This is a genomic window from Gilliamella sp. Pas-s25, assembly GCF_009795885.1.
Classification (GTDB): Bacteria; Pseudomonadota; Gammaproteobacteria; order Enterobacterales; family Orbaceae; genus Gilliamella.
On sequence record NZ_WTEV01000037.1, the window covers coordinates 1 to 21,632 of the forward strand.

General features: G+C 35.4%; 13 protein-coding genes, 1 CRISPR repeat array and 1 riboswitch. Of the genes, 7 read left to right on the top strand and 6 right to left on the bottom strand.

What is annotated here, in order from left to right; genetic code table 11:
- Positions 1–348: 348 nt before the first annotated feature.
- The 5 genes from GQ593_RS12080 to GQ593_RS12100 all read left to right on the top strand — a co-directional run bounded on the left by GQ593_RS12080 (position 349) and on the right by GQ593_RS12100 (position 9,910).
- Positions 349–1,446, top strand: a complete 1,098-nt coding sequence (locus GQ593_RS12080) for a lactate oxidase (RefSeq protein WP_160432257.1) — start codon at positions 349–351, stop codon at positions 1,444–1,446.
- 350 nt (positions 1,447–1,796) lie between these two features.
- A CRISPR array of direct repeats spans positions 1,797–2,304; the repeat unit is 28 nt; unit sequence TTTCTAAACTGCCTACACGGCAGTGAAC.
- Between the two features lie 624 nt (positions 2,305–2,928).
- Positions 2,929–4,470, top strand: a complete 1,542-nt coding sequence (locus GQ593_RS12085; RefSeq protein ID WP_160432269.1) for a type I restriction-modification system subunit M — start codon at positions 2,929–2,931, stop codon at positions 4,468–4,470.
- Positions 4,467–5,675, top strand: coding sequence for a restriction endonuclease subunit S (locus tag GQ593_RS12090; protein WP_160432258.1), 1,209 nt, complete (start codon positions 4,467–4,469; stop codon positions 5,673–5,675). The genes GQ593_RS12085 and GQ593_RS12090 overlap by 4 nt, the downstream gene beginning before the upstream one ends.
- 20 nt (positions 5,676–5,695) lie before the next feature.
- A complete protein-coding gene (locus GQ593_RS12095) occupies positions 5,696–6,796 on the top strand; it encodes an AAA family ATPase (protein ID WP_160432259.1) in 1,101 nt (366 codons plus the stop codon).
- A 12-nt stretch (positions 6,797–6,808) separates the two neighbouring features.
- Positions 6,809–9,910, top strand: a complete 3,102-nt coding sequence (locus GQ593_RS12100) for a type I restriction endonuclease subunit R (RefSeq protein ID WP_160432260.1) — start codon at positions 6,809–6,811, stop codon at positions 9,908–9,910.
- Positions 9,911–9,995: 85 nt separating this feature from the next.
- Here GQ593_RS12100 and GQ593_RS12105 read toward each other — a convergent pair whose 3' ends face one another.
- The gene (locus GQ593_RS12105; RefSeq protein ID WP_160432261.1) at positions 9,996–10,700 is read right to left on the bottom strand and encodes a GntR family transcriptional regulator; all 705 of its coding nucleotides are present in this window, start codon (positions 10,698–10,700) and stop codon (positions 9,996–9,998) included.
- Between the two features lie 176 nt (positions 10,701–10,876).
- On the opposite strand from GQ593_RS12105, the gene GQ593_RS12110 reads away from it, so the two are divergent.
- On the top strand, positions 10,877–12,766 hold the full coding sequence (locus tag GQ593_RS12110; protein WP_160432262.1) for a glucose PTS transporter subunit IIA: 1,890 nt from the start codon (positions 10,877–10,879) through the stop codon (positions 12,764–12,766).
- A gap of 13 nt (positions 12,767–12,779) precedes the next feature.
- Positions 12,780–14,219: a 6-phospho-beta-glucosidase gene (locus GQ593_RS12115; RefSeq protein WP_160432263.1), complete on the top strand. Its 1,440-nt coding sequence runs from the start codon at positions 12,780–12,782 to the stop codon at positions 14,217–14,219.
- Positions 14,220–14,297: 78 nt separating this feature from the next.
- Here the strand turns inward: GQ593_RS12115 and dinB are convergent, their stop codons facing one another.
- The 5 genes from dinB to thiB form a co-directional block, all read right to left on the bottom strand.
- Entirely contained in the window at positions 14,298–15,353 is a 1,056-nt protein-coding gene (dinB, locus tag GQ593_RS12120; RefSeq protein ID WP_160432264.1) for a DNA polymerase IV, read from the bottom strand.
- A gap of 82 nt (positions 15,354–15,435) precedes the next feature.
- Positions 15,436–17,142 (bottom strand): phosphoethanolamine transferase CptA, encoded by a 1,707-nt coding sequence (gene cptA / locus GQ593_RS12125; protein ID WP_160432265.1) that lies wholly within the window; start codon positions 17,140–17,142, stop codon positions 15,436–15,438.
- Between the two features lie 188 nt (positions 17,143–17,330).
- A complete protein-coding gene (gene thiQ / locus GQ593_RS12130) occupies positions 17,331–18,035 on the bottom strand; it encodes a thiamine ABC transporter ATP-binding protein ThiQ (protein ID WP_160432266.1) in 705 nt (234 codons plus the stop codon).
- Positions 18,013–19,590 carry a thiamine/thiamine pyrophosphate ABC transporter permease gene (thiP, locus tag GQ593_RS12135; RefSeq protein WP_160432267.1) on the bottom strand — a complete coding sequence of 526 codons (1,578 nt, stop codon included), beginning with the start codon at positions 19,588–19,590 and terminating at the stop codon, positions 18,013–18,015. The genes thiQ and thiP overlap by 23 nt, the downstream gene beginning before the upstream one ends.
- A 14-nt stretch (positions 19,591–19,604) precedes the next feature.
- The gene (thiB, locus tag GQ593_RS12140) at positions 19,605–20,600 is read right to left on the bottom strand and encodes a thiamine ABC transporter substrate binding subunit (protein WP_160432268.1); all 996 of its coding nucleotides are present in this window, start codon (positions 20,598–20,600) and stop codon (positions 19,605–19,607) included.
- Positions 20,601–20,639: 39 nt separating this feature from the next.
- Positions 20,640–20,748, bottom strand: a riboswitch (TPP riboswitch).
- Between the last annotated feature and the right edge of the window lie 884 nt (positions 20,749–21,632).

Consider the following 21,632-nt stretch of genomic DNA (forward strand, 5'->3'; position numbering starts at 1 on the left):
AGAAGAATTCCTCTTATCATGGACTCTTCTCTATTAGATCAAAGAACTCGCCAAAAAGCGAGTTCTTTGTCATCAATCTGAAACCTCGAATAATATCGAGGTTTATTTTTTTGTTTAGCAAAAAATAAGCTTTTTATTGAATCTCTTTACAACAAACTAAAAAATCCAAATAACCACATTGCTATTTTCTTTATATTTCAGAGTATGATCTGTACTTAACCAAGCGCCTACAAAGATGAATATAAAAAAGTGCTATTTTGTCAAAAATGATTTTTATTTAATTTTAAATAAAAAATAGCTGTGGTATAACCGTACTGTTGTATTAACTCTCATAATTAGGAGCGAACCATGTCATACCATACAAGTAATGAAGAACACGCTATAGAGATCGTTAATATTGCTTCCTTAGAAGCATTAGTTAAAGCAAGAATGGAGGCTGGGGCGTTTGGTTATATCCGTGGTGGTGCCGAAGACGAATGGACAATGCGAGAAAATACCTTATCGTTTAATCGCAAAAAAATCGTTCCTCGAGTATTACAAGGTATTGATCACGCAGATTTATCAACAAAATTGTGGGATATCTCATTAAAAACACCCATTATTCAAGCACCGTCAGCAGCCCAAGGATTGGCTCATGAACAAGGCGAAAAGGACACCGCTAAAGGCGTCGCTGCAGCAGGTTCTATTTTCTGTATTAGTACTTATGCCAATACATCTATTGAAGATGCCGCAAATGCCGCGCCTAATGTACCGTATTTTTTTCAACTCTATATGAGTAAAGATGATGATTTTAACCGTTTTATTATTGATAAAGCGGTTAAAGCAGGCGCAAAAGCAATCATTTTAACAGTTGATTCAACGTTAGGTGGTTATCGCGAAGAAGATATCGTTAATAAATTTCAATTTCCACTTCCTATGAAAAATCTCAGTGCTTACAGTCAATCAAACGGTAATGGCGATGGTTCAGGTAAAGGCATTAGCGAAATTTATGCCGCAGCAAAACAAGGTATCGTTCCTTCTGATATTCAAAAAATTAAAGCCATGGCAAATTTACCTGTTATTGTAAAAGGAATTCAATCACCTGAAGATGCATCAATTGCAATAGCAGCCAAAGCTGATGCGATTTGGATATCAAATCATGGTGGGCGACAATTAGATGGTGCTCCTGCATCATTTGAGGTATTGCCTAGTATTGCAGCTACTGTTGCCAAACGTGTTCCTATCATTTTTGACAGCGGTGTACGACGTGGCGAACATGTATTTAAAGCATTGGCAAGTGGCGCTGATCTTGTTGCTATTGGACGCCCCATTCTTTATGGTCTGAATTTAGGTGGCGCTGAGGGAGTAAAATCAGTCTTTGATCATCTTAATAAAGAGCTGTCTATCACCATGCAACTAGCTGGCACAAAAACAATTGAAGATATTAAAAATACCCTATTAATTTAATGGTAGAAATCACTCGCGTCGGTTACAGTAGTTAAAAAACGACTGTAATGAATATTCATAAAACAAAATTATCGCCGTATCATCAACAAGTGCTATGGCGATAATACCCTAGAAAAAATAACCGTCATTAATTTGGCTAAACATGTTATGGTCAGTCATCCAACCATTGATAACACCCAAAAAACTAATTAAGCGTTAACTAACATGATGCCCATTGCATATCCAACACAAAAACAAGCAGCATAATTTTTTACTAAGTTGTATGCCCATTATGAAGTAGTTACACAACTGTCACGTTTTAGGCTATATTTTTGTAAAAAATATTCAGGAGTCTATACCGTTTCGTGATTAATTAAAACTGCCTACACGGCAGTGAACTAATCATTTTTGTGATGATGTCGAGGCGGTTTTTTCTAAACTGCCTACACGGCAGTGAACTAACATATGTCGGTAATCTTTATTTGCGTGCTTTTCTAAACTGCCTACACGGCAGTGAACGCATCATTGACGAGCTAGAGGAATTAGCTAATTTTCTAAACTGCCTACACGGCAGTGAACACGTTCCCCAGCGCCTGTGAGCCAACACTACCTTTCTAAACTGCCTACACGGCAGTGAACATAAAATATAACAATAGAGTTGTTGAAGATAATTTCTAAACTGCCTACACGGCAGTGAACGCTATTGCTAATAATTTTGATGATCATCTTGCTTTCTAAACTGCCTACACGGCAGTGAACAGTTTAGCTTATTCGACCCAGTCTTATATAACTTTCTAAACTGCCTACACGGCAGTGAACTCAAACCGATTATGTCATCAAGTATTGGTCTATTTCTAAACTGCCTACACGGCAGTGAACTAGAAGTTAATATACTATCAATATTGTATGTAAAAAGGCAAATAGCTATTTAGACTTTAAAAACCCTTTTTTGAAGGAAGTTTTTAATTATTTGATTTTATTTATTTTTAAAATATGGCAAAAAAAAGGGTTTTAGTTTTTAGTTTTTAGTTTTTGGACTTTATTATGACGTAGTACTACCTAAACCTAAAACTCAAAAGACCAATTTGCTTAGATTTTTAATAAAAACCTTAAAAATAGCGTTAAGCGTTTTCGAATTTTATCTACCTATAAATAGAAAAATAGCCTATATCAATTAACTTATTTTCTATCTTTCTTAAAAGATATTGGATGATGTTCATCAACAACTTTCAATCAGCAATAGAATCAAGGAGCGCGACCAGATCGATGTTTTTTTGATATGTGAAAAATGGAAGAAATTATTAACCTTAGATTTATTCAAAATCAAGCAATAAAAAAGCCCGCAGATAGAAAAATAACAACAAATCAGCTATGATATAGCACCTATAACAGTTAGCGATAAAATGACTAATAAAGAAGTAAAAATCGGTTACTTTTTTATTAGGCAATACCTATTTTTTATTTAGGAATTTTGAAAATATGACTTCTAATAACGCCCAATCAATGTCCGGAACGCAACAACGCGATCAACTACAACGCCAAATATGGAAAATTGCCGACGAGGTCCGCGGTGCTGTTGATGGTTGGGATTTTAAGCAATATGTTTTAGGTTCATTATTTTACCGATTTATTAGTGAAAATTTTGCCAATTATATTGAAGGTGGTGAAGAAGGTATCGATTACAGCACATTATCCGATGATGTCATTACCGATGAAGTTAAAAAAGACGCAATAAAAACCAAAGGCTATTTTATTTATCCTAGCCAATTATTTTGTAAAATTGTAGCTCAAGCCAATACCAATTCAAGTTTAAATACTGATTTGGCCAATATTTTTAATGCGATTGAAAGCTCAGCTAATGGTTACCCGTCAGAAAGCGATATTAAAGGATTATTTGCGGATTTTGATACTACCAGTAACCGATTAGGTAATACCGTTGCCGATAAAAACAAACGGTTAGCGGCGGTACTTAATGGTGTTGCTGAACTGGATTTTGGTGATTTTGCCGACAATCAAATCGATCTGTTTGGCGATGCTTATGAGTTTTTGATCTCTAATTATGCCTCGAATGCTGGTAAATCTGGTGGTGAATTTTTTACGCCACCAAATGTGTCGAAACTAATCTCACAATTAGCCTTACACAAGCAAACAAAGGTCAATAAAATCTATGACCCAGCCGCAGGTTCGGGCTCTTTATTGTTACAAGCGAAAAAACAGTTTGATGAGCATATTATTGAGGATGGATTCTTTGGTCAAGAGATTAATCACACCACCTATAACCTTGCTCGAATGAATATGTTTTTACACAATATCAACTATGATAAATTCGAAATAGCTTTAGGCGACACGCTACTTAATCCAAAATTTGGCGACGAAAAGCTATTTGATGCAATCGTTTCTAATCCACCCTATTCAATTAAATGGATTGGCAGTGACGATCCAACCTTAATTAATGATGACCGATATGCACCTGCTGGCGTACTAGCACCAAAATCGAAAGCCGATTTTGCCTTTATTATGCACGCACTAAGTTATCTGTCCGAGTGTGGACGAGCTGCAATTGTTACCTTTCCGGGGATATTTTATCGTGGTGGTGCGGAACAAAAAATTCGCAAATATTTGGTCGATAATGATTTTGTTGAAACCGTAATCTCGCTCGCACCCAACTTATTTTATGGAACATCGATTGCGGTTAATATTTTGGTACTTGCCAAAAATAAAACCATCAAAACGACACAATTTATTGATGCCAGCAAACTGTTTAAAAAAGAGACCAATAATAATGTCCTCACGGATGATCATATTCAAGAAATTATGCAAGTATTTGATAGCAAGCAAGATATCGAATATTTTGCTAAATCGGTCGATAATCAAACCATTGCGCAAAATGACTATAATCTATCAGTCAGTTCGTATGTTGAAGCCGAAGATACCCGTGAAGTGATTGATATCACCCAGCTTAATGCCGAAATAAAAGATACGGTAGCTAAAATTGATAGCTTACGTTGCCAAATTGACGCAATTGTGGCGGAGATTGAGGGATGAACTCTAGCATTATGAAAAAGCTACTTAGGAATTCCGCTGTGGAATGGAAAACTGTTGCGGATATTTTTACTTTAAAAAATGGCTATACCCCAAGTAAAGCGAAAGAAGAATATTGGGAAGACGGTAATATTCCTTGGTTTAGGATGGAAGATATCCGTGAAAATGGAAAAATACTTAATCATGCTTTTCAACAAATTAACCAATGTGCTATAAAAGGAGGAAAGTTATTTCCTGCAAATTCAATTATAATAGCTACATCTGCAACAATAGGTGAGCATGCTTTAATTACTGTTCCATATTTATCTAACCAAAGATTTACCAATTTAAGTTTAAATGTTCAATACCAAGAAACATTTGATATTAAGTTTCTTTTTTACTATTGCTTTTTATTAAGTGATTGGTGCAAGAAAAACATTACAAAATCAAGTTTTGCATCGGTAGATATGAAAGGTTTTAAAGAGTTTCCAATCCCCATCCCCCCTCTACACGTTCAAACCGAAATCGTCCGTATTTTAGACACATTTACAGCCCTCACAGCAGAGCTCACAGCAGAGCTCACAGCAGAGCTTACTGCACGGCAAAAACAATACAACTATTATCGTGATAAATTGTTGACCTTTAAAGAAGATGAGGTTGAGTGGAAGACATTAGGAGAAGTAGCTCATTATTCAAATACTCGTATTAGCTTTGCTAAGCTTAATGAAAAAAATTATGTAGGTGTTGATAATTTATTACAAAATCGAGCAGGAAAAACTGATTCAAATCATGTTCCTAAAGAAGGAAATTTTACAGAATATCTTACTGATGATATTTTAATTGGAAATATTCGTCCATATTTAAAAAAAATTTGGCAGGCAGATTATTCTGGAGGAACTAATGGTGATGTTCTAGTCATACGTTTGAAGAATAATCTATTAATTCACAAGTATTTATATCATGTCTTAGCGGATGATAATTTTTTTGAATACAATATGCAACATGCCAAAGGCGCAAAAATGCCACGAGGAAATAAAGAAGCTATTCTTAAATATCGCTTACCCATTCCCCCACTCAAGGAACAAGCTCGTATTGTCCAAATCTTAGACAAATTAGATGCCCTCACCAACTCAATCACCGAGGGTTTACCGCGTGAGATTGCCTTACGCCAAAAACAATATGAATATTATCGGAATTTATTATTAGACTTTCCGAAAGTGCAAGAATAATAAGATAGAGTTATAAAAAAATGAATGCCACATTAAGGAATATTGCTGAAAAGCTGGATAAAAACAATAGAAAAGTCCAATTAATCTATGCCTTTAACGGCACTGGTAAAACACGTTTATCTCAAGCCTTTAAGAATTTAATTATATCGCAGTGTAAAGATGATAAAGAGAATAATGCAGCCTTAACAAGGCACAATATCCTGTACTATAACGCTTTTACTGAGGATTTATTTGCTTGGAATAATGATAAACACCAAGAGGGTGAACATCAATTAATCATTCAACCTAACTCATTTACTGACTGGATTTTAAAAGACCAAGGACAAGACCAAAATATTGTTCGTTACTTTCAATCCTATACTTATCAAAGATTACTGCCACATTTCAACGAGGATTTTTCTGCTATTACTTTTTCGCTAGCAGGAGATAATGATCAGCGTATTGATAATATTAAAATCTCTAAAGGCGAAGAAAACAATTTAATTTGGAGTATTTTTTTTACACTGATTAACTTAGTTATCGCAGAGCGCAATATTACTGACAAAAGCGAACGCTCGACTAATGAATTTGACCATTTACGCTATATTTTTATTGATGATCCCGTCAGTTCATTGGACGAAAATCACCTTATCCAATTGGCGGTAGATATTGCCCAATTAATCACATCCTGTGAATCTGACATTAAATTTATTATTACGACCCATAACCCGCTGTTTTATAATGTGCTTTATAATGAATTAACTTCAAAAGATAGTTATATTTTAAGACGATTTGAGGACGGTAAATTTGCATTAGAAGAGAAAAAAGGCGATTCAAACCGTAGTTTTTCCTATCATCTTTATTTAAAACAGTTGCTGCAAGAAGCGGTTAAGGAAAATAAAATTGAAAAATATCATTTTACCCTATTACGTAACTTATATGAAAAAACCGCCAGTTTTTTAGGCTATCCGCAATGGTCAGACTTATTGCCTGGCGATAAAAAACTTTACTTAACACGGATTATCAATTTTACCAGCCATTCAACCTTATCTAATGAAATGGTTTCCGAACCTTCTGAACCTGAAAAGCAGATTGTTGCCTTTTTACTTAATCATTTACTCGAAAATTATAATTTTAAATAACTGGAATAGAATATGACGACTTATACAAAACCAATTGCCGAAACCAATAGCTATATTATTTTAGATAACTACAACAAGCTAGAAGAGACAGCAGCTGTTTATCAGACTGAAACGGATTTAGAAAACGAATTTATTCATGATTTAACTCGACAAGGCTATGAATATTTACCGAATTTAAATACGCATGCAAAGTTATTAGCCAATATTCGCGAGCAATTACAAACACTCAATAAAATGCAATTTACTGATGATGAATGGCGACGTTTTGTATTAGAGTATTTAGATAAACCCAATGAATCGATGATCGATAAAAGTCGCAAAATCCACCACGATCATATTTATGATTTTGTTTTTGATGATGGTCATATCCAAAATATCAAGCTGTTAGATAAAAAAGATGTCACCAATAATAAATTACAAGTTATCCGTCAATTTCAGCAAACTGGCAATTATGCAAATCGTTATGATGTGACGATTTTAGTGAATGGCTTGCCCCTTGTGCAAGTTGAATTAAAAAAGCGGGGTATTGCCATTCGTGAGGCCTTTAATCAAGTGCATCGCTACAGTAAAGAGAGTTTTAATCAAGACAATTCACTGTTTAAATATTTACAACTGTTTGTTATCTCAAATGGCACCGACACCCGCTATTTTGCTAACACCACTAAGCGCGATAAAAACAGCTTTGATTTTACAATGAATTGGGCAAATGTTAAAAATGAACCGATAAAAGATCTAAAAGACTTTACTGCTACCTTTTTTGCCAGCCGAACGCTGTTAAATGTGTTACTGACTTATTCGGTGCTTGATGTGAATGACACATTGTTAATTATGCGCCCTTACCAAATTGCCGCCACCGAGCGTATATTGTGGCAAATCATTAGCGCTTATCATGCCAAAAAGTGGAGTAGCTTACAAAGTGGCGGTTTTATTTGGCACACAACAGGATCAGGCAAAACATTAACCAGTTTTAAAACGGCGCGGTTAGCCACCGAACTGGAATTTATTGATAAAGTCTTTTTTGTGGTGGATCGTAAAGATCTGGATTATCAAACCATGAAAGAGTATCAAAAATTTTCAAAAGATAGTGTCAATGGCTCAAATAGTACCGCTGGACTTAAACGCAATATTGAGAAAACCGATAATAAAATTATTGTCACAACGATTCAAAAGCTTAATAATTTAATGAAAAGCGACGATAGTTTAGCTATCTATGATAAACATGTGGTATTTATTTTTGACGAAGCGCACCGCTCCCAGTTTGGCGAAGCTCAAAAAAACTTAAAGCGTAAATTTAAAAAGTATTACCAATTTGGTTTTACTGGCACGCCGATTATGTTTGATAACGCGCAAGGAACACAAACCACGGCAGATGTTTTTGGTCGTGAACTGCACGCTTATGTATTAACCGATGCCATTCGTGACGAAAAGGTACTAAAATTTAAAGTTGACTATAATGATGTGCGCCCTAATTTTAAATCGATAGAGCAAGAACAAAATCTTGAAAAACTTAGCGCTGCTGAAAATAAAAAAGCACTGCTCCACCCAAACCGTATTGAGCAAATCACACAATATATTCTGAATAATTTTAAACAAAAAACCCACCGCTTAATGGGCAAAGGTAAAGGGTTTAATGCCATGTTTGCAGTAAGTAGTGTCGATGCGGCTAAACTCTATTATGAATCATTCAAAAAATTACAAAAAAATGCCAATCAGCCATTAAAAATAGCCACCATATTTTCTTATTCTGCCAATGAAGAACAAGATGCACAGGGTAATTTTGCCGATGAAAGTTTTGAAACCGATGCCTTAAATCAAAGCGCTAAAGAGTTTTTAGCTGCTGCGATAGCAGATTATAATCAGATGTTTAAAACTAACTTTGATGTTAGTTGCGATCAGTTTCAAAACTATTATCGTGATCTGTCTTTAAAAGTAAAAAATCAAGAAGTCGATCTATTAATTGTCGTTGGCATGTTCTTAACTGGCTTTGATGCGCCAACGCTCAATACGTTATTTGTCGATAAAAACCTGCGATATCATGGCTTAATTCAAGCCTTTTCACGCACCAATCGTATCTATAATGCCACTAAAACCTTTGGCAATATTGTGGCGTTCCGTGATTTAGAACAAGCTACCATTGATGCGATAAAAACATTTGGTAAAAGCAATACTCGTGAAGTGGTGTTAGAAAAAAGCTTTAAGGAATACATGGAAGGATTTACTGATAAAAACTCAGGCGAATTGCACCATGGCTATTTAGCTATTGTTGCTGAATTGCAAGACAAATTCCCACGTCCTGACGAAATTATTACTGACAAAGATAAAAAAGAGTTTGTTAAATTATTTGGTGAGTACCTACGTGCTGATAATATATTACAAAATTATGATGAATTTGTTGCATTAAAAGATTTCCAACAATTAGATATGACTGATGAGCAAGCGGTTTTAGCGTTTAAAAACAAGCATTATGTGACTGATGAAGATCTGCAAAAAATGCAAGCAGTTAAGCTACCGACTGATCGCGCAATTCAAAATTATCGTTCAACTTATAATGATATTCGTGATTGGCTACGCCGAGAAAAAGAAGCCAATCAACAAGATCAACAAAGGGTTGACTGGGATGATGTAGTTTTTGAAATAGATCTACTAAAATCGCAAGAGATCAATCTGGATTATATTCTTGAGTTAATTTATGAACAAAATAAGCAAGAAAAAACCAAACAAGACATTGTCGAAGATGCTCAGCGATTAATTCGATCAAGCTTAGAAAATCGCGCTAAAGAAGAGCTAGTTGTAGAGTTTATAAAACAAACTGATCTTGATGCTATTCCAGATAAAGCCTCGATTATTGATGCGTTTTTCTTGTATGCACAGCAAGAGTTACAGGTAGAGCTTAATTCCTTAATTGAAGAGGAAAATTTAAATGAAGCAGCCACAAAACGCTATATTGCATCATCATTAAAGCGAAAATATGCAACCGAAAACGGCACAGAGTTAAATGAGATTTTACCAAAAATGAGCCCACTGAATCCCCAATATTTAATTAAAAAAAACCGAGTCTTTGAAAAGATCGCCGCACTGGTTGAAAAGTTTAAGGGTGTTGGTAGTGAAATTTAATTGTTAACAGTTAAATTCGCTAATAATTAAAGGAAGATGAATGATCGATTTCTTATTCATCTTCCTAATAATTTATCATTCAAACTTACTTTGAGTGATTTTGTATGCAAAATCTTGCATGTTCATAATGATAAATGATTTTTGAAAAATCAAAAGGTTCACCTGATGAAGTATAAAATATTTCTTCAACACAAAGTGCTGGCTCACCGGCTTGCAGTCCTAAATATTGCGCCATTTCAGCATCAAGCTTTATTACTTGCATATATTTATCAGAAAAACCAATATTAATATTATAATTTTCTTGAATATAATTGAAAATTGAATTTTCAACGATCTCTTTATTTAAATAACAAATGAGTTTTTTGCGATAGTATGACTGCTCTAAGCCATATAATTTGCCTTCAACGTAACGTAGTCGTTTAATAAAATAAACTTCTTCCTGATCATCGCATTGTAGATTCTCTTTCACTTTGGAACAGGGCTTGATAATATCGACATTAAAAACTGTCGATGAGCCATAAACATCTTCTAAATCAACGGTAAAACCATGACTTTGTAAAAAATTGAGGTAGCCTCTTTTTTTGCGTTCACGAACAAAAATGCCACTGCCTTGCACTTGATAAATAACACCTTGTCGTTCCAGACAATTGAGCGCTTTAATAATTGTGCTACGACTTACCTGATACTGATTAATCAATCCTTCAATATTGGCAAGTTGAGTGCCTTTAGCTAATTGCTGCTGATAAATCATCTGTTTAATTTTTTTGGCAACATCTTGATATTTAATCATTTATATATCTTTTTATTGAATAAGTAATTTAACTATTATTTTATACAGATTAGGTTAACTTTTAAATTAAATGATATAAAAAGTCGATCTAGATCACAAACAATATAATTGGTCATTAACAATTTTGAAATTGTCTATAAGATAACCTTACTAAATTGCTTTTAGGAGTATTATGGATGTCATCAAAAATTAGAGATTATAACAAACTAGCCGTTGATATTTTAAATGAATTAGGCGGTGAAAAGAATATTGTCACCGTTTCTCGCTGTGCAACGCGTCTTCGCCTTGTTACCCAACATACACCAGATCACGCAAAAGAGAACATTGCTAAATTGCCGGGTGTGATTACTGTTGTTGAAAAAGGCGGTCAAATCCAAGTGGTTATTGGTACGCATGTTGATAAAGTTTATAACGCTTTTACTCAACTAGTTAATATTGACAATAAAGTTGAAGCAGGAAATGATAGCAACATATTAAATCGCATCATTGCAACCATGTCTGCCGTATTTGCCCCTTTTGTTTATATTTTAGCGGCATCAGGGATTTTACAAGGCATCTTGATTTTACTTAAATTGGCATGCCCTGAATTAGAAAAAACTGGCACCTTTGAGGTATTCAATTTCATCTCTTGGGCCCCTTTTGTCTTTTTACCTATCTTTATTGCCATTACCGCTTCACAGCATTTCCGTTGCAACCTTTATATCGCAGTTGCTTGCTGTGCAGCACTACTATCACCGACATGGACTGAGTTTGCAAAACTAATAAGCGAGGGGCAAGAAATTGATCTATTTGGCATTGCGCTATCGAAAACCACCTATGCCTCAACCGTTTTACCACCACTGTTTTTAGTTTGGTTACTCTCTTATTTAGAGCGTTTTTTAGAACCTCGCTTACACAGCATTATAAAACCGGTTCTATTGCCATTGTTTAGTCTTGTCATTATGGTACCTTTAACATTACTTGTTGTTGGTCCATTAACCGCAAATGGTGCACAATACATTGCCAATGGCTATAATTGGTTTGTCAGTCTAGCACCTTCAATAGCTGGTGGGATTATCGGAGCGGTGTGGCAAGTCTTTGTTATTTTTGGCGTGCATTGGGGGATCACACCTGTTATCGTTGAAAACTTTAAACAGTATGGTCAAGACTCTTTCCAAGCGTTTCAAACTATTGCCGTTATTGGTCAAGTCGGGGCGGCATTTGGTTTTTATTTAAAAACCAAAACACAAGAGATGAAAGGCGTTTCGTTATCCGCTTTTATCACTGGCTTATTTGGTATCACCGAACCTGCTATTTATGGCGTTAACTTACGTTTTAAAAAGCCATTTATTTATGGTTGTATCTCGGCTGCTTGTGGTGGTATTGTGGCTGGATTTTTTGCACCTCACTATGTTGCTTATGCAGGTTTGCCAGGTCCTTTAACTATCGTCAATGCGATTAGTCCTAATAATCCAGGGTCATTTATGGGTGTCTTAATTGGTGCGCTTATTGCTTTTTTTGGACCGGTAGTTTTAATCCAAATTCTGGGCACAGGCGAAACCTTACAAGATACAGTTAATAAACAAGAAAATATCAATATCGAAGATGATAACCCTAAAATTCTTCTTGATGAAGTTGACATTACAAGCCCAATGACAGGTCATGCTTTACCATTAAGTGAAGTGCCCGATCCTGCTTTTTCACAAAAACTGATGGGTGAAGGGATTGCAATTGAACCTACTGATAATCACGTTTATGCGCCTTTTGATGCCGAGGTAACTGCGGTATTTGAAAATTCTAAACATGCCATTGGGTTAACATTAGATAACGGCGTTGAGTTACTAATTCATGTGGGGATTGATACGGTTAATTTAACCAATAATGAGTTTGCATATCACGTTGAATTACACCAAAAAGTGAAAAAAGGTGATTTACTAATCAGCTTCAATCCTGAGGCAATCAAGCAAGCTGGCTACCCGTTAATTACCCCAATTATTATTGTTAATACCGATCAATACCAATTCATTTCATTAACCGATAAAACAGAAGTAACAGTTGATGATATCATATTTAAAATTAAGCAATAACAAGGAATCAAAAATGACTAAAAAACCATTTTTATGGGGCGGTGCTTTAGCCGCTCACCAATTTGAAGGTGGCTGGAACGAAGGCGGTAAAGGACCAAGCGTGGTTGATGTTATGACTGCAGGTGCGCATGGCGTTGCAAGACAAATCACCCAAGATATCGAAGCAGGTAAATTTTATCCAAATCATACTGCAATTGATTTTTATCATCACTATAAAGACGATATCAAACTATTTGCCGAATTAGGTCTTAAATGTTTGCGCACCTCGATCGCCTGGACTCGAATTTTTCCAAAAGGTGATGAGCTTGAACCAAACGAAGAAGGACTTCGCTTTTATGATAACGTTTTTGATGAATTAATTGCGCACGGCATTGAACCTGTTATCACCTTATCGCATTTTGAAATGCCACTACACATTGCGCGCCAGTATGGTGGTTTTAGAAACCGTAAAACAGTTGAATTTTTTGAACGTTTTGCCACTGCATGTTTTGAGCGTTATAAAAATAAAGTCAAATACTGGATGACATTTAACGAAATCAACAATCAAATGGATACCAGTAACCCTATCTTCTTTTGGACTAACTCGGGCGTACAAGTTAAACCGGGCGAAAATCCGCAAGAAGTCCTGTACCAAGTTGCTCACTATGAACTATTAGCCAGTGCTAAGGCAGTGATTGCTGGTAAAAAAATCAATCCAGATTTTCAAATTGGTTGTATGGTGTCACATGTGCCAATTTATCCATATTCTTGTAATCCTGAAGATATGATGGCATCAGAAATTGCTATGCATCAACGCTTCTTCTTCCCTGATGTTCACGTTCGTGGTTATTACCCTGCTTATGCTTTAAAAGAGTTTGAACGTGAAGGCTATAAGCTAGATATCACCGATGAAGATCTGACTTACTTAAAACAAGGTACCGTTGATTACATTGGTTTTAGCTACTATATGTCAACGGTTGTAAAAGCGGATGCCAAAAATGATCATCGCGATAACATCGTTAACGGTGCACTACCCAATGCAGTTGAAAATCCTTATATTAAAAGCAGTGATTGGGGCTGGCCAATTGACCCTGAAGGTTTACGTTATACACTCAATCGTTTGTATGATCGTTATCAATTACCACTGTTTATTGTGGAAAATGGTTTTGGTGCAATTGATGAACTTGAAAATGGCAATCAAGTGCACGACAAACCACGTATTGAATATCTAGGTGCACACATTAAAGCCATGCAAACCGCGATGGATTATGATGGCGTTGATGTGATTGGCTATACCGCATGGGGGATTATTGATGTCGTATCATTCACTACTGGTGAAATGAAAAAACGTTATGGCGTGATTTATGTTGACCGTGACAATGCCGGTAACGGTAGCATGAAGCGTTATAAAAAAGATTCATTTGAGTGGTATAAACAAGTGATTAGCACCAACGGTGCAAGTTTAAAATCATAATTAACAGTTAACAGAAATTTTATTACGAGGATGCATTAAGGTTTTGCCTGCATCCTCATTTTTTATAATGAAAAAAAACTAAAACGGAAAAATTAACTGTTTTTCAACTTGTGGATCAATTAACGTTACATGAAAACCAATTAACCGAACACCACGACCATTACGTCGTTCTAACCAAACTTTATGCGCTTGTTCAATCAAATCGGCTTTATCTAATTTAGACCATACATGTTCTTGTGTTGTCAGCTGAAAATCGTCAAACTTAAATTTGACACCCTGCCGAGCGATCGACAAATCAGCACGCACTTTACTTAACCTTTTTTCCATTTCTTCAAATAATGGGTCAAACTGCAATAAACACTCATCCCAACTATAAATATCGTCAGTTAAGGTACGCTCTACCCCAACCGATTTACGTTGCCTGTCGTTACACACTTCGCGCTCATCAATACCTTGACATCTTTCATATAATATTCGCCCAAACTTACCAAATTGAGTGAGTAATTTAGAAACATCATAATTAACAACATCATTACATGTAAATAGCCCTAATTGTGCTAGTTTTTTTTCAGTGACTTTACCCACTCCCGGAATTTTTTTTAAGGGAAGCCCCTCAATAAAGCCGTCTACTTCATCGGGAGTTATCACATATTGGCCATTAGGTTTGTTCATATCTGAAGCTATCTTGGCAAGAAACTTAAGTGGAGCAACACCAGCCGATGCGGTTAATTCAAGTTCGTTATAAATAGCTTGGCGGATATCTTGAGCAATCAAGGTAGCCGAACCATAACAAAGCTTGCAATCGGTCACATCAAGATAAGCCTCATCGAGCGATAGCGCCTCAATAGAGTCAGTATAACGCCTAAAAATTTGGTGGATCTGTTTTGACACTTCTTTATACACCGCATGCCTACCAGGTATAATTTTAAGATTAGGGCACAGTTTAATAGCTTGTGCCATTGACATAGCACTGTGTATACCATATTGACGAGCTAAATAATTGGCAGTGGCAACCACACCGCGTTTACGCGGATCGCCGCCTACTGCAATAGGCAGATTGCGATAACGGGGATTGTCTCTCATTTCAACGGCGGCATAAAAACAATCCATATCCACATGAATAATTTTTCGCATAAACGGATTTACGACACTTAAAATACAACTGTATAAATATACAATATCATACCTTAAACTGTTGTGTAAATAATCTTTGCGGTTACTTAGCCAATTTATCGAAATCAATTAAACCATTTTTATCATAAGGGTCACCAATCCAGCGCGTTGATTGATGAAAATTAGGATTAACAATACTTTTTTCAGGAACGTATAAGTTATAGCTTAACCCTGCTAAATCAGACCATGTGTGAATCAAATCTTGCGTACTAAATTTGCGATCCACATAATGTTGATAATGATTCGGATGCGTTGCCACCCATGTTGGTGATTGCCACAGCATAAATGGCACGGTATACATGGTACGATTTGGTGCTTTTTCGTTTCGCCCTAAGATATTGTGTGGAGGGGTTTGATAAACATCTTCGCCATGATCTGAAAAGTACAACATAAAGCCATTTTCTTGGCTATCTTTAAAAATATTAAAAAGTGTTGTCGTAATATAATCGTTATAACTTATGGCATTATCATAAGTATTATACACATCGACTTTATCGTCATCGATATTAAATGTAATGCCTGTTTTATCTTTAAAACGATCATGCGCACCATCTTTTGGGTAACGGAACGCGTATTTCATATGCGTGCCTAGCAAATGAATAACAATGAATTTCTTCTCACTTGGATCATTCAACACTTTTTTAAATGGTTCAAAAACAGACTCATCATATCGCCTTGCACTTTGATTACGATCGTTATTCATATAAAACTGTTCATCCGTTTGCTGAGAAAACATCGTTAACATCGTATTACGGCGGGTCATTGTTTGCTGATTGGTGATCCAAAACGTTTTATAACCTGCTTGTTTCATTAAATGGATTAAAGACGGCGTTTTTAAATATAAATCTGGGTGCTGTTCATCAGCAAAAGTTAATGCTTGTTGTAAAATTTCAATGGTATAAGGTCTTGATGAAATCACATCATTAAATACCACAAAATTCGGATTATCTTTTTTAAACTGCTCAATTTGTGGTGTAGTATCCCGCCCATAGCCATAAATTCCCATTCTATTGCGTGTTGTTGATTCACCTATTACTAGCACTAACGTTCTTGGGGTATTACTATTGACATCTTTTAAGTTTTCTAACGGTGGTAATGTTTGCAAATGGTTTAAAATATCTTCCATATTTGATAATTGTGAACGATAGGCTAAATAACTATTAAGCAATTGCCATGGTACGGTTGTTTCCATACGTGTTAGCAGGTGCGATCCCGCTTTCTTGATAGCTGATTTTTTTATTGTGACACTAATAAACACCGGCATAATGGCATAAATCACAATTAACATTGATACAATCCATTTAGTATAGCTTTTGACATAAACTGGTTTTACTTTAGTCCACAGAAAAATCCCAACCAAGCTATAAATAATCAAAATCACAACTAATTTAATGCTCAAATATTGCTGAATAAACTCACTAGACTCAGCAAAGTTTGATTCCGCCATAATAAAAAAGACACTTTGCGAAAATTCCTGTCGATAAATAATAAAATATCCGACAGAAATCAAAGACAAACTGCCCACAATCATCCCAAAAACAGTTGCAATCCTTCGGGTATAGTGAGGAAAAATTAAAACAGGAATAAGCCAAATCAAACTATAAATAATAGAATCACGCAATCCAATGACATTAGAATGACCAGAAAGGAAAATATACAATTGCAACGCACTAGAAAAATAAGTAAAAAATAGAATATTAAAGATAAGTGCTGATAGACTAAAACAACGATTTGCTTTGGTGTTTTGCATAGATATTAACTAAGTTTGTTATTAATTAATAAAAATAATCTACACAAAATAGATTAATAAAACCTTAAGACATAAGAATTTTAATTTAAATAACAAGTTATCAACAAAGAATAATCGTGAATTAATTTAGATGAATAATAGATAAATAGACAGGTAAAGACCTTTATTTAGCCCTTAACAACGACTATTTATTGAAAATTAAACCCCAACATTTTGGCAATGTGACTATTTTCAGGTTGTTTTAGTTGTTTTGGCAGACCATTAAAAACAATCTGCCCATTATCCACAACCAAACAACGCGAAAAGTAACTGAGCGAATCATCAAGGTAATGCGATATCATCATTAATGTTAAATTAAACTTATCACAAATTTGATTAACTAGCGCTAGCATTTCATAACGTAAAGCTTGATCAAGCGCTGAAAAAGGCTCATCCAATAATAAAATAGGTCGATGCTGAATTAAACAACGCGCAAGTGCCACTCGCTGGCGTTGCCCACCTGATAACTGTTCTGGATATCGTTTGCCAAATCCATCCAGTCCTACTTGAATTAAAATGTCACAAATAGTCTGTTGCTCAGCTACCGTTAACTTTAAAGACGGCTTAAGCCCTAAAGCAATATTTTGTTCAACGGTTAAGTGACTAAATAAATTGTTATCTTGAAACAACATTGATACAGGGCGTTTGCCAGGAAGTAAGTTATTTGCGTATTGTTTATTAAGAATGATATCGCCCGATTTTGGATGAATAAATCCAGCAATTAAATTTAATAAAGTACTTTTACCTGCACCGCTAGGCCCAACAATAACGACGCGTTCTTTTGCTGCTATAGCAATATCAAAATGTACTTTAAAATTATCATATTGATAATTAATGTGATTCAGTTCGATCATAATCTATCACAACCAACAAACTAAAAGATAATATTAACAATAATGCAGCCGTTACGGTACTTTCTTGATAATAATAATGCGATATTTGCTCATATAAATAGTAGGGTAACGTAATGACTGACTGCCCACCAAATAACGCAATAATACCAAAATCACCTAATGATAATATGGCTGAAAAAGCAAAGCTCTGAATGATTAATTTTTTTAGCGCTTTGTATTCGATCAAATAAAAATGCAACAAACCATCAATATTGAGTGATTGAGTTAATTGCCAGTAGCGTGCGGTCACATCATACATTGGTGCGGCAAGATTTTTTAATACAAAAGGTAATGCCATTAAGCCATTACACAACATAATTAAGCCACACACAAGCACAGAACTATACGCGTAAGGAAATAACAATAAAAACAGACCCGATGCTAGTGCCATGCTTGGAATAATTAAAATCAGCGATCCCACTAACATTAATCGATTGCTCCACTGCGTTTGCTGGTTAATCAGTAGGCGGCTGTTGGTATAAAGTAATAATAAAGCAAGTAGCATAGCAATCATTGCCGATCCTAAAGCAATTAATACCGAAAACATAACAGCCTGTTGAAAAGCTGCCGTTAAAAATGACCACTTAAAAAAATAAATCCCTTCAATAAGTATGGTGATGATGGGCAGCACAATAAATAGACCACCAATAACAATAATCAACATACTCAACAACACTAAGTAAAACGAAACCGGCACGCAATAATTTTGCCTAACGTAGTTCACACTAAGTTTTTTGTTATAATTTGTTTTTTGCATCAACCGCATAAAACTAACACAACAAATTAACTGCAAACAGGCTAAAAATACAGCTTGTATTAAATCAAACTCACGAATAGATTGATAAATAGCCACTTCAATTGTGGAATATTTTGGTCCACCACCAAGCGTTAATACTATGGCAAAACTCGAAAAACAAAGCATAAAAATAAGCGATGCCATCGGGAACAATTGCCGACGTAGTAGTGGCCATTCAACCAATTTAAAATAAGTAAAACTCGAAAAATTTAACTGCGTCGCTAACTGTTTGTGTGCGACTGGTACGTTATTTAACGTTTGGTAAAATAAACAACAAGCATACGGAAAATTAAGAAACACATGCGCAAGTAATATACCTTTTAAACCATAAATAGATATAATAAAGGGTAATCCCAAACAATCGAACACCCCAGCCAATAAGCCATGTTTTCCGTAAACAGACAGCAGCCCAGTTACCACAACAAGGGTGGGTAAAATAAAGGTAATAGGCATTATGCGTAACAATAACCGTTTACCCCAAAAATTGACCATTGATAGAGCTTTCGCCATTACTATTGCCGATAAAATAGATAATAATGTCGATAGCGTTGCTTGAAATACTGTTATCCAAATCAAATGCATTAAATAACTATCAAAATAGACAGTTAAATTATTAGACTTAATAGCGACCAAGCAAAGTGCACATAGCGCTGTGCCTAATACCATTAAGATAAAGCTTGCAGCGCTAAAACCAGGAAGTAATGTTTTTAATTTCAACATTAGGCTAAATAAAACTACTTACTAATGGTGGATTTCCATTCACGTACCCACGCTTTTTGATTCTGTTCAACTTGCTTGGCATCAAACTCAAGCGCTTTATTAACTGGCTTAATTTGCTGAAAAGCGTCAGGTAATGGAATATTAATAATCGGATACATGAAATTTTTTTCAGCAAATTGGCGCTGTACCTCAGGGGTTAATAAATATCGCAAAAATGAACGTGCAAGCTCTGGTTGCTGACTGTATTTAGTGATGCCTGCAACTTCAACTTGACGATAATGACCTTCGTCAAAAATAGCCGCAGCATAACGACGATCATTATTATTCATAATATGCGCAACGGGCGAGGTGCTATAACTCAGCACAAAATCAGCTTCACCTTTTAAAAATAGACCGTAAGCTTCGCTCCAACCTTTGGTCACAGTCACAGTATTGTTAGCTATTTTTTGCCATGCAGATGCCGCATCATCACCATATATATTCTTTATCCAAAATAATAAACCTAAGCCAGGAGTACTGGTTCTTGGATCTTCATAAATAATCTTCCAATTGGCTTTATTATCAACCAATTCATGCATAGTGCGTGGCGGGTTACTGATCTTTTGCTGATCATAAATAAAGGCAAAATAGCCAAAATCATAAGGTATAAAATCACTATCCCACCAGTCGGTATTTAAATTATTGGGCTTACTAATTTGATGAGGAATAACAATACCCGCCTGTTTGGCTTGATCTAAAAGGTTATTGTCTAACCCTAAGATCACATCGGCATTGGTTCTATCACCCTCAAGACGAATTCGATTTAAAACCGCCACTCCATCGCCTAATGCAACAATTTCAAGTTGGCAATCGCATAGCGCTTCAAAGCCCTTTTCAATCTCTTGCCCCGGTCCCCACTCTGAAATAAAAGAGTTATAACTATAAACCGTTAAGGTAGGCTTTACATCAGCAGCATTTGCCATGAAAGGAACAGAAAAGACCAAAAATAATAACAATTTTTTACAAAACATTTTGCCTCCAAAATAGCCAAAAAAGACAAAAGGTTTGAGCAAGAACAATAACTCAAATCCCTCCGCTGGCATGATCCAGTTCAGGTTCGACGGGTTACGTTAGTCTATCTAACATTCTCAGCCCTACTGGGCACCCCGTTGAGAACATGGGTTAGTGTAGTGGTTAGAGTTAGAATTGTAAACAACTGTAAATAACGAAAATGATAAAGTTCGGTAATAGGCTAAAAAAAACCATCCATTAGATTATTGATTTTATATTATTTTTTTGTTATCAAACAACCCATCACCTGACCATTCTAAATGCTTAAAAACAGACCGATATAAACTTGCCATTAACCCTATCAATAACTTAATCACAATTGCCTGTTATCGGCACATTCCAACAACCGATTAATGGTTGTATTTTCCTTGGGATGTTGTGCAAAAACAGCCTGTTTTATTTATAAAAAACTGATTTTTATTTAATTGATTTTATTTGTTTTTTTGAAAATAGATGAATTACAGGGCCATTTTGTTGTTTTGCTTTGAGAACAGCGCTTTTTATTCAGTAACAATAGCGCACAGCTCACCATGGTTGCTAACTCACAGTCCCTGCTTACGCAGGGGGATTTCTTCTATCTGTTATCCTTTATTCTCCTACAACGCAAAAATTAATAATTAAGCGCTAAAGACTAAGGAGTAACACATAATGCACCAAAACCAGCACCATCATCAGGATACCCATCGTCGGGGGTCAGGTCAATATAATCACTTATTAAACCACCATATTCTAAATTAACATAGTACGAAGCATGAAATGGCCTCCAATTCGGATTATTATTAGGATTATGATCAACATCAGCATGAAAATCACTTACCCAGGAATTCCATCTAAAGCATCCGACGTCATGCGAGTTGTGTTTACAGTTACTCCATCTATACTCTGTTAAGTTCCCCCACTCTCCTAATGTAACTATCCCCTAAAATAGTACAGCAAAAAAGTAGAAAATTCTCTATGATAAAAGTAAAGGGGATTTAATTATGAAAAAAATG

Coding starts and splice junctions, on each gene's coding strand:
- GQ593_RS12100 (WP_160432260.1), top strand. CDS start 6,809: ATGACGACTTATACAAAACCAATTGCCGAAACCAATAGCTATATTATT.
- GQ593_RS12105 (WP_160432261.1), bottom strand. CDS start 10,700: ATGATTAAATATCAAGATGTTGCCAAAAAAATTAAACAGATGATTTAT.
- thiP (WP_160432267.1), bottom strand. CDS start 19,590: ATGTTGAAATTAAAAACATTACTTCCTGGTTTTAGCGCTGCAAGCTTT.
- GQ593_RS12115 (WP_160432263.1), top strand. CDS start 12,780: ATGACTAAAAAACCATTTTTATGGGGCGGTGCTTTAGCCGCTCACCAA.
- cptA (WP_160432265.1), bottom strand. CDS start 17,142: ATGCAAAACACCAAAGCAAATCGTTGTTTTAGTCTATCAGCACTTATC.
- GQ593_RS12110 (WP_160432262.1), top strand. CDS start 10,877: ATGTCATCAAAAATTAGAGATTATAACAAACTAGCCGTTGATATTTTA.
- thiB (WP_160432268.1), bottom strand. CDS start 20,600: ATGTTTTGTAAAAAATTGTTATTATTTTTGGTCTTTTCTGTTCCTTTC.
- thiQ (WP_160432266.1), bottom strand. CDS start 18,035: ATGATCGAACTGAATCACATTAATTATCAATATGATAATTTTAAAGTA.
- GQ593_RS12095 (WP_160432259.1), top strand. CDS start 5,696: ATGAATGCCACATTAAGGAATATTGCTGAAAAGCTGGATAAAAACAAT.
- GQ593_RS12085 (WP_160432269.1), top strand. CDS start 2,929: ATGTCCGGAACGCAACAACGCGATCAACTACAACGCCAAATATGGAAA.
- GQ593_RS12080 (WP_160432257.1), top strand. CDS start 349: ATGTCATACCATACAAGTAATGAAGAACACGCTATAGAGATCGTTAAT.
- GQ593_RS12090 (WP_160432258.1), top strand. CDS start 4,467: ATGAACTCTAGCATTATGAAAAAGCTACTTAGGAATTCCGCTGTGGAA.
- dinB (WP_160432264.1), bottom strand. CDS start 15,353: ATGCGAAAAATTATTCATGTGGATATGGATTGTTTTTATGCCGCCGTT.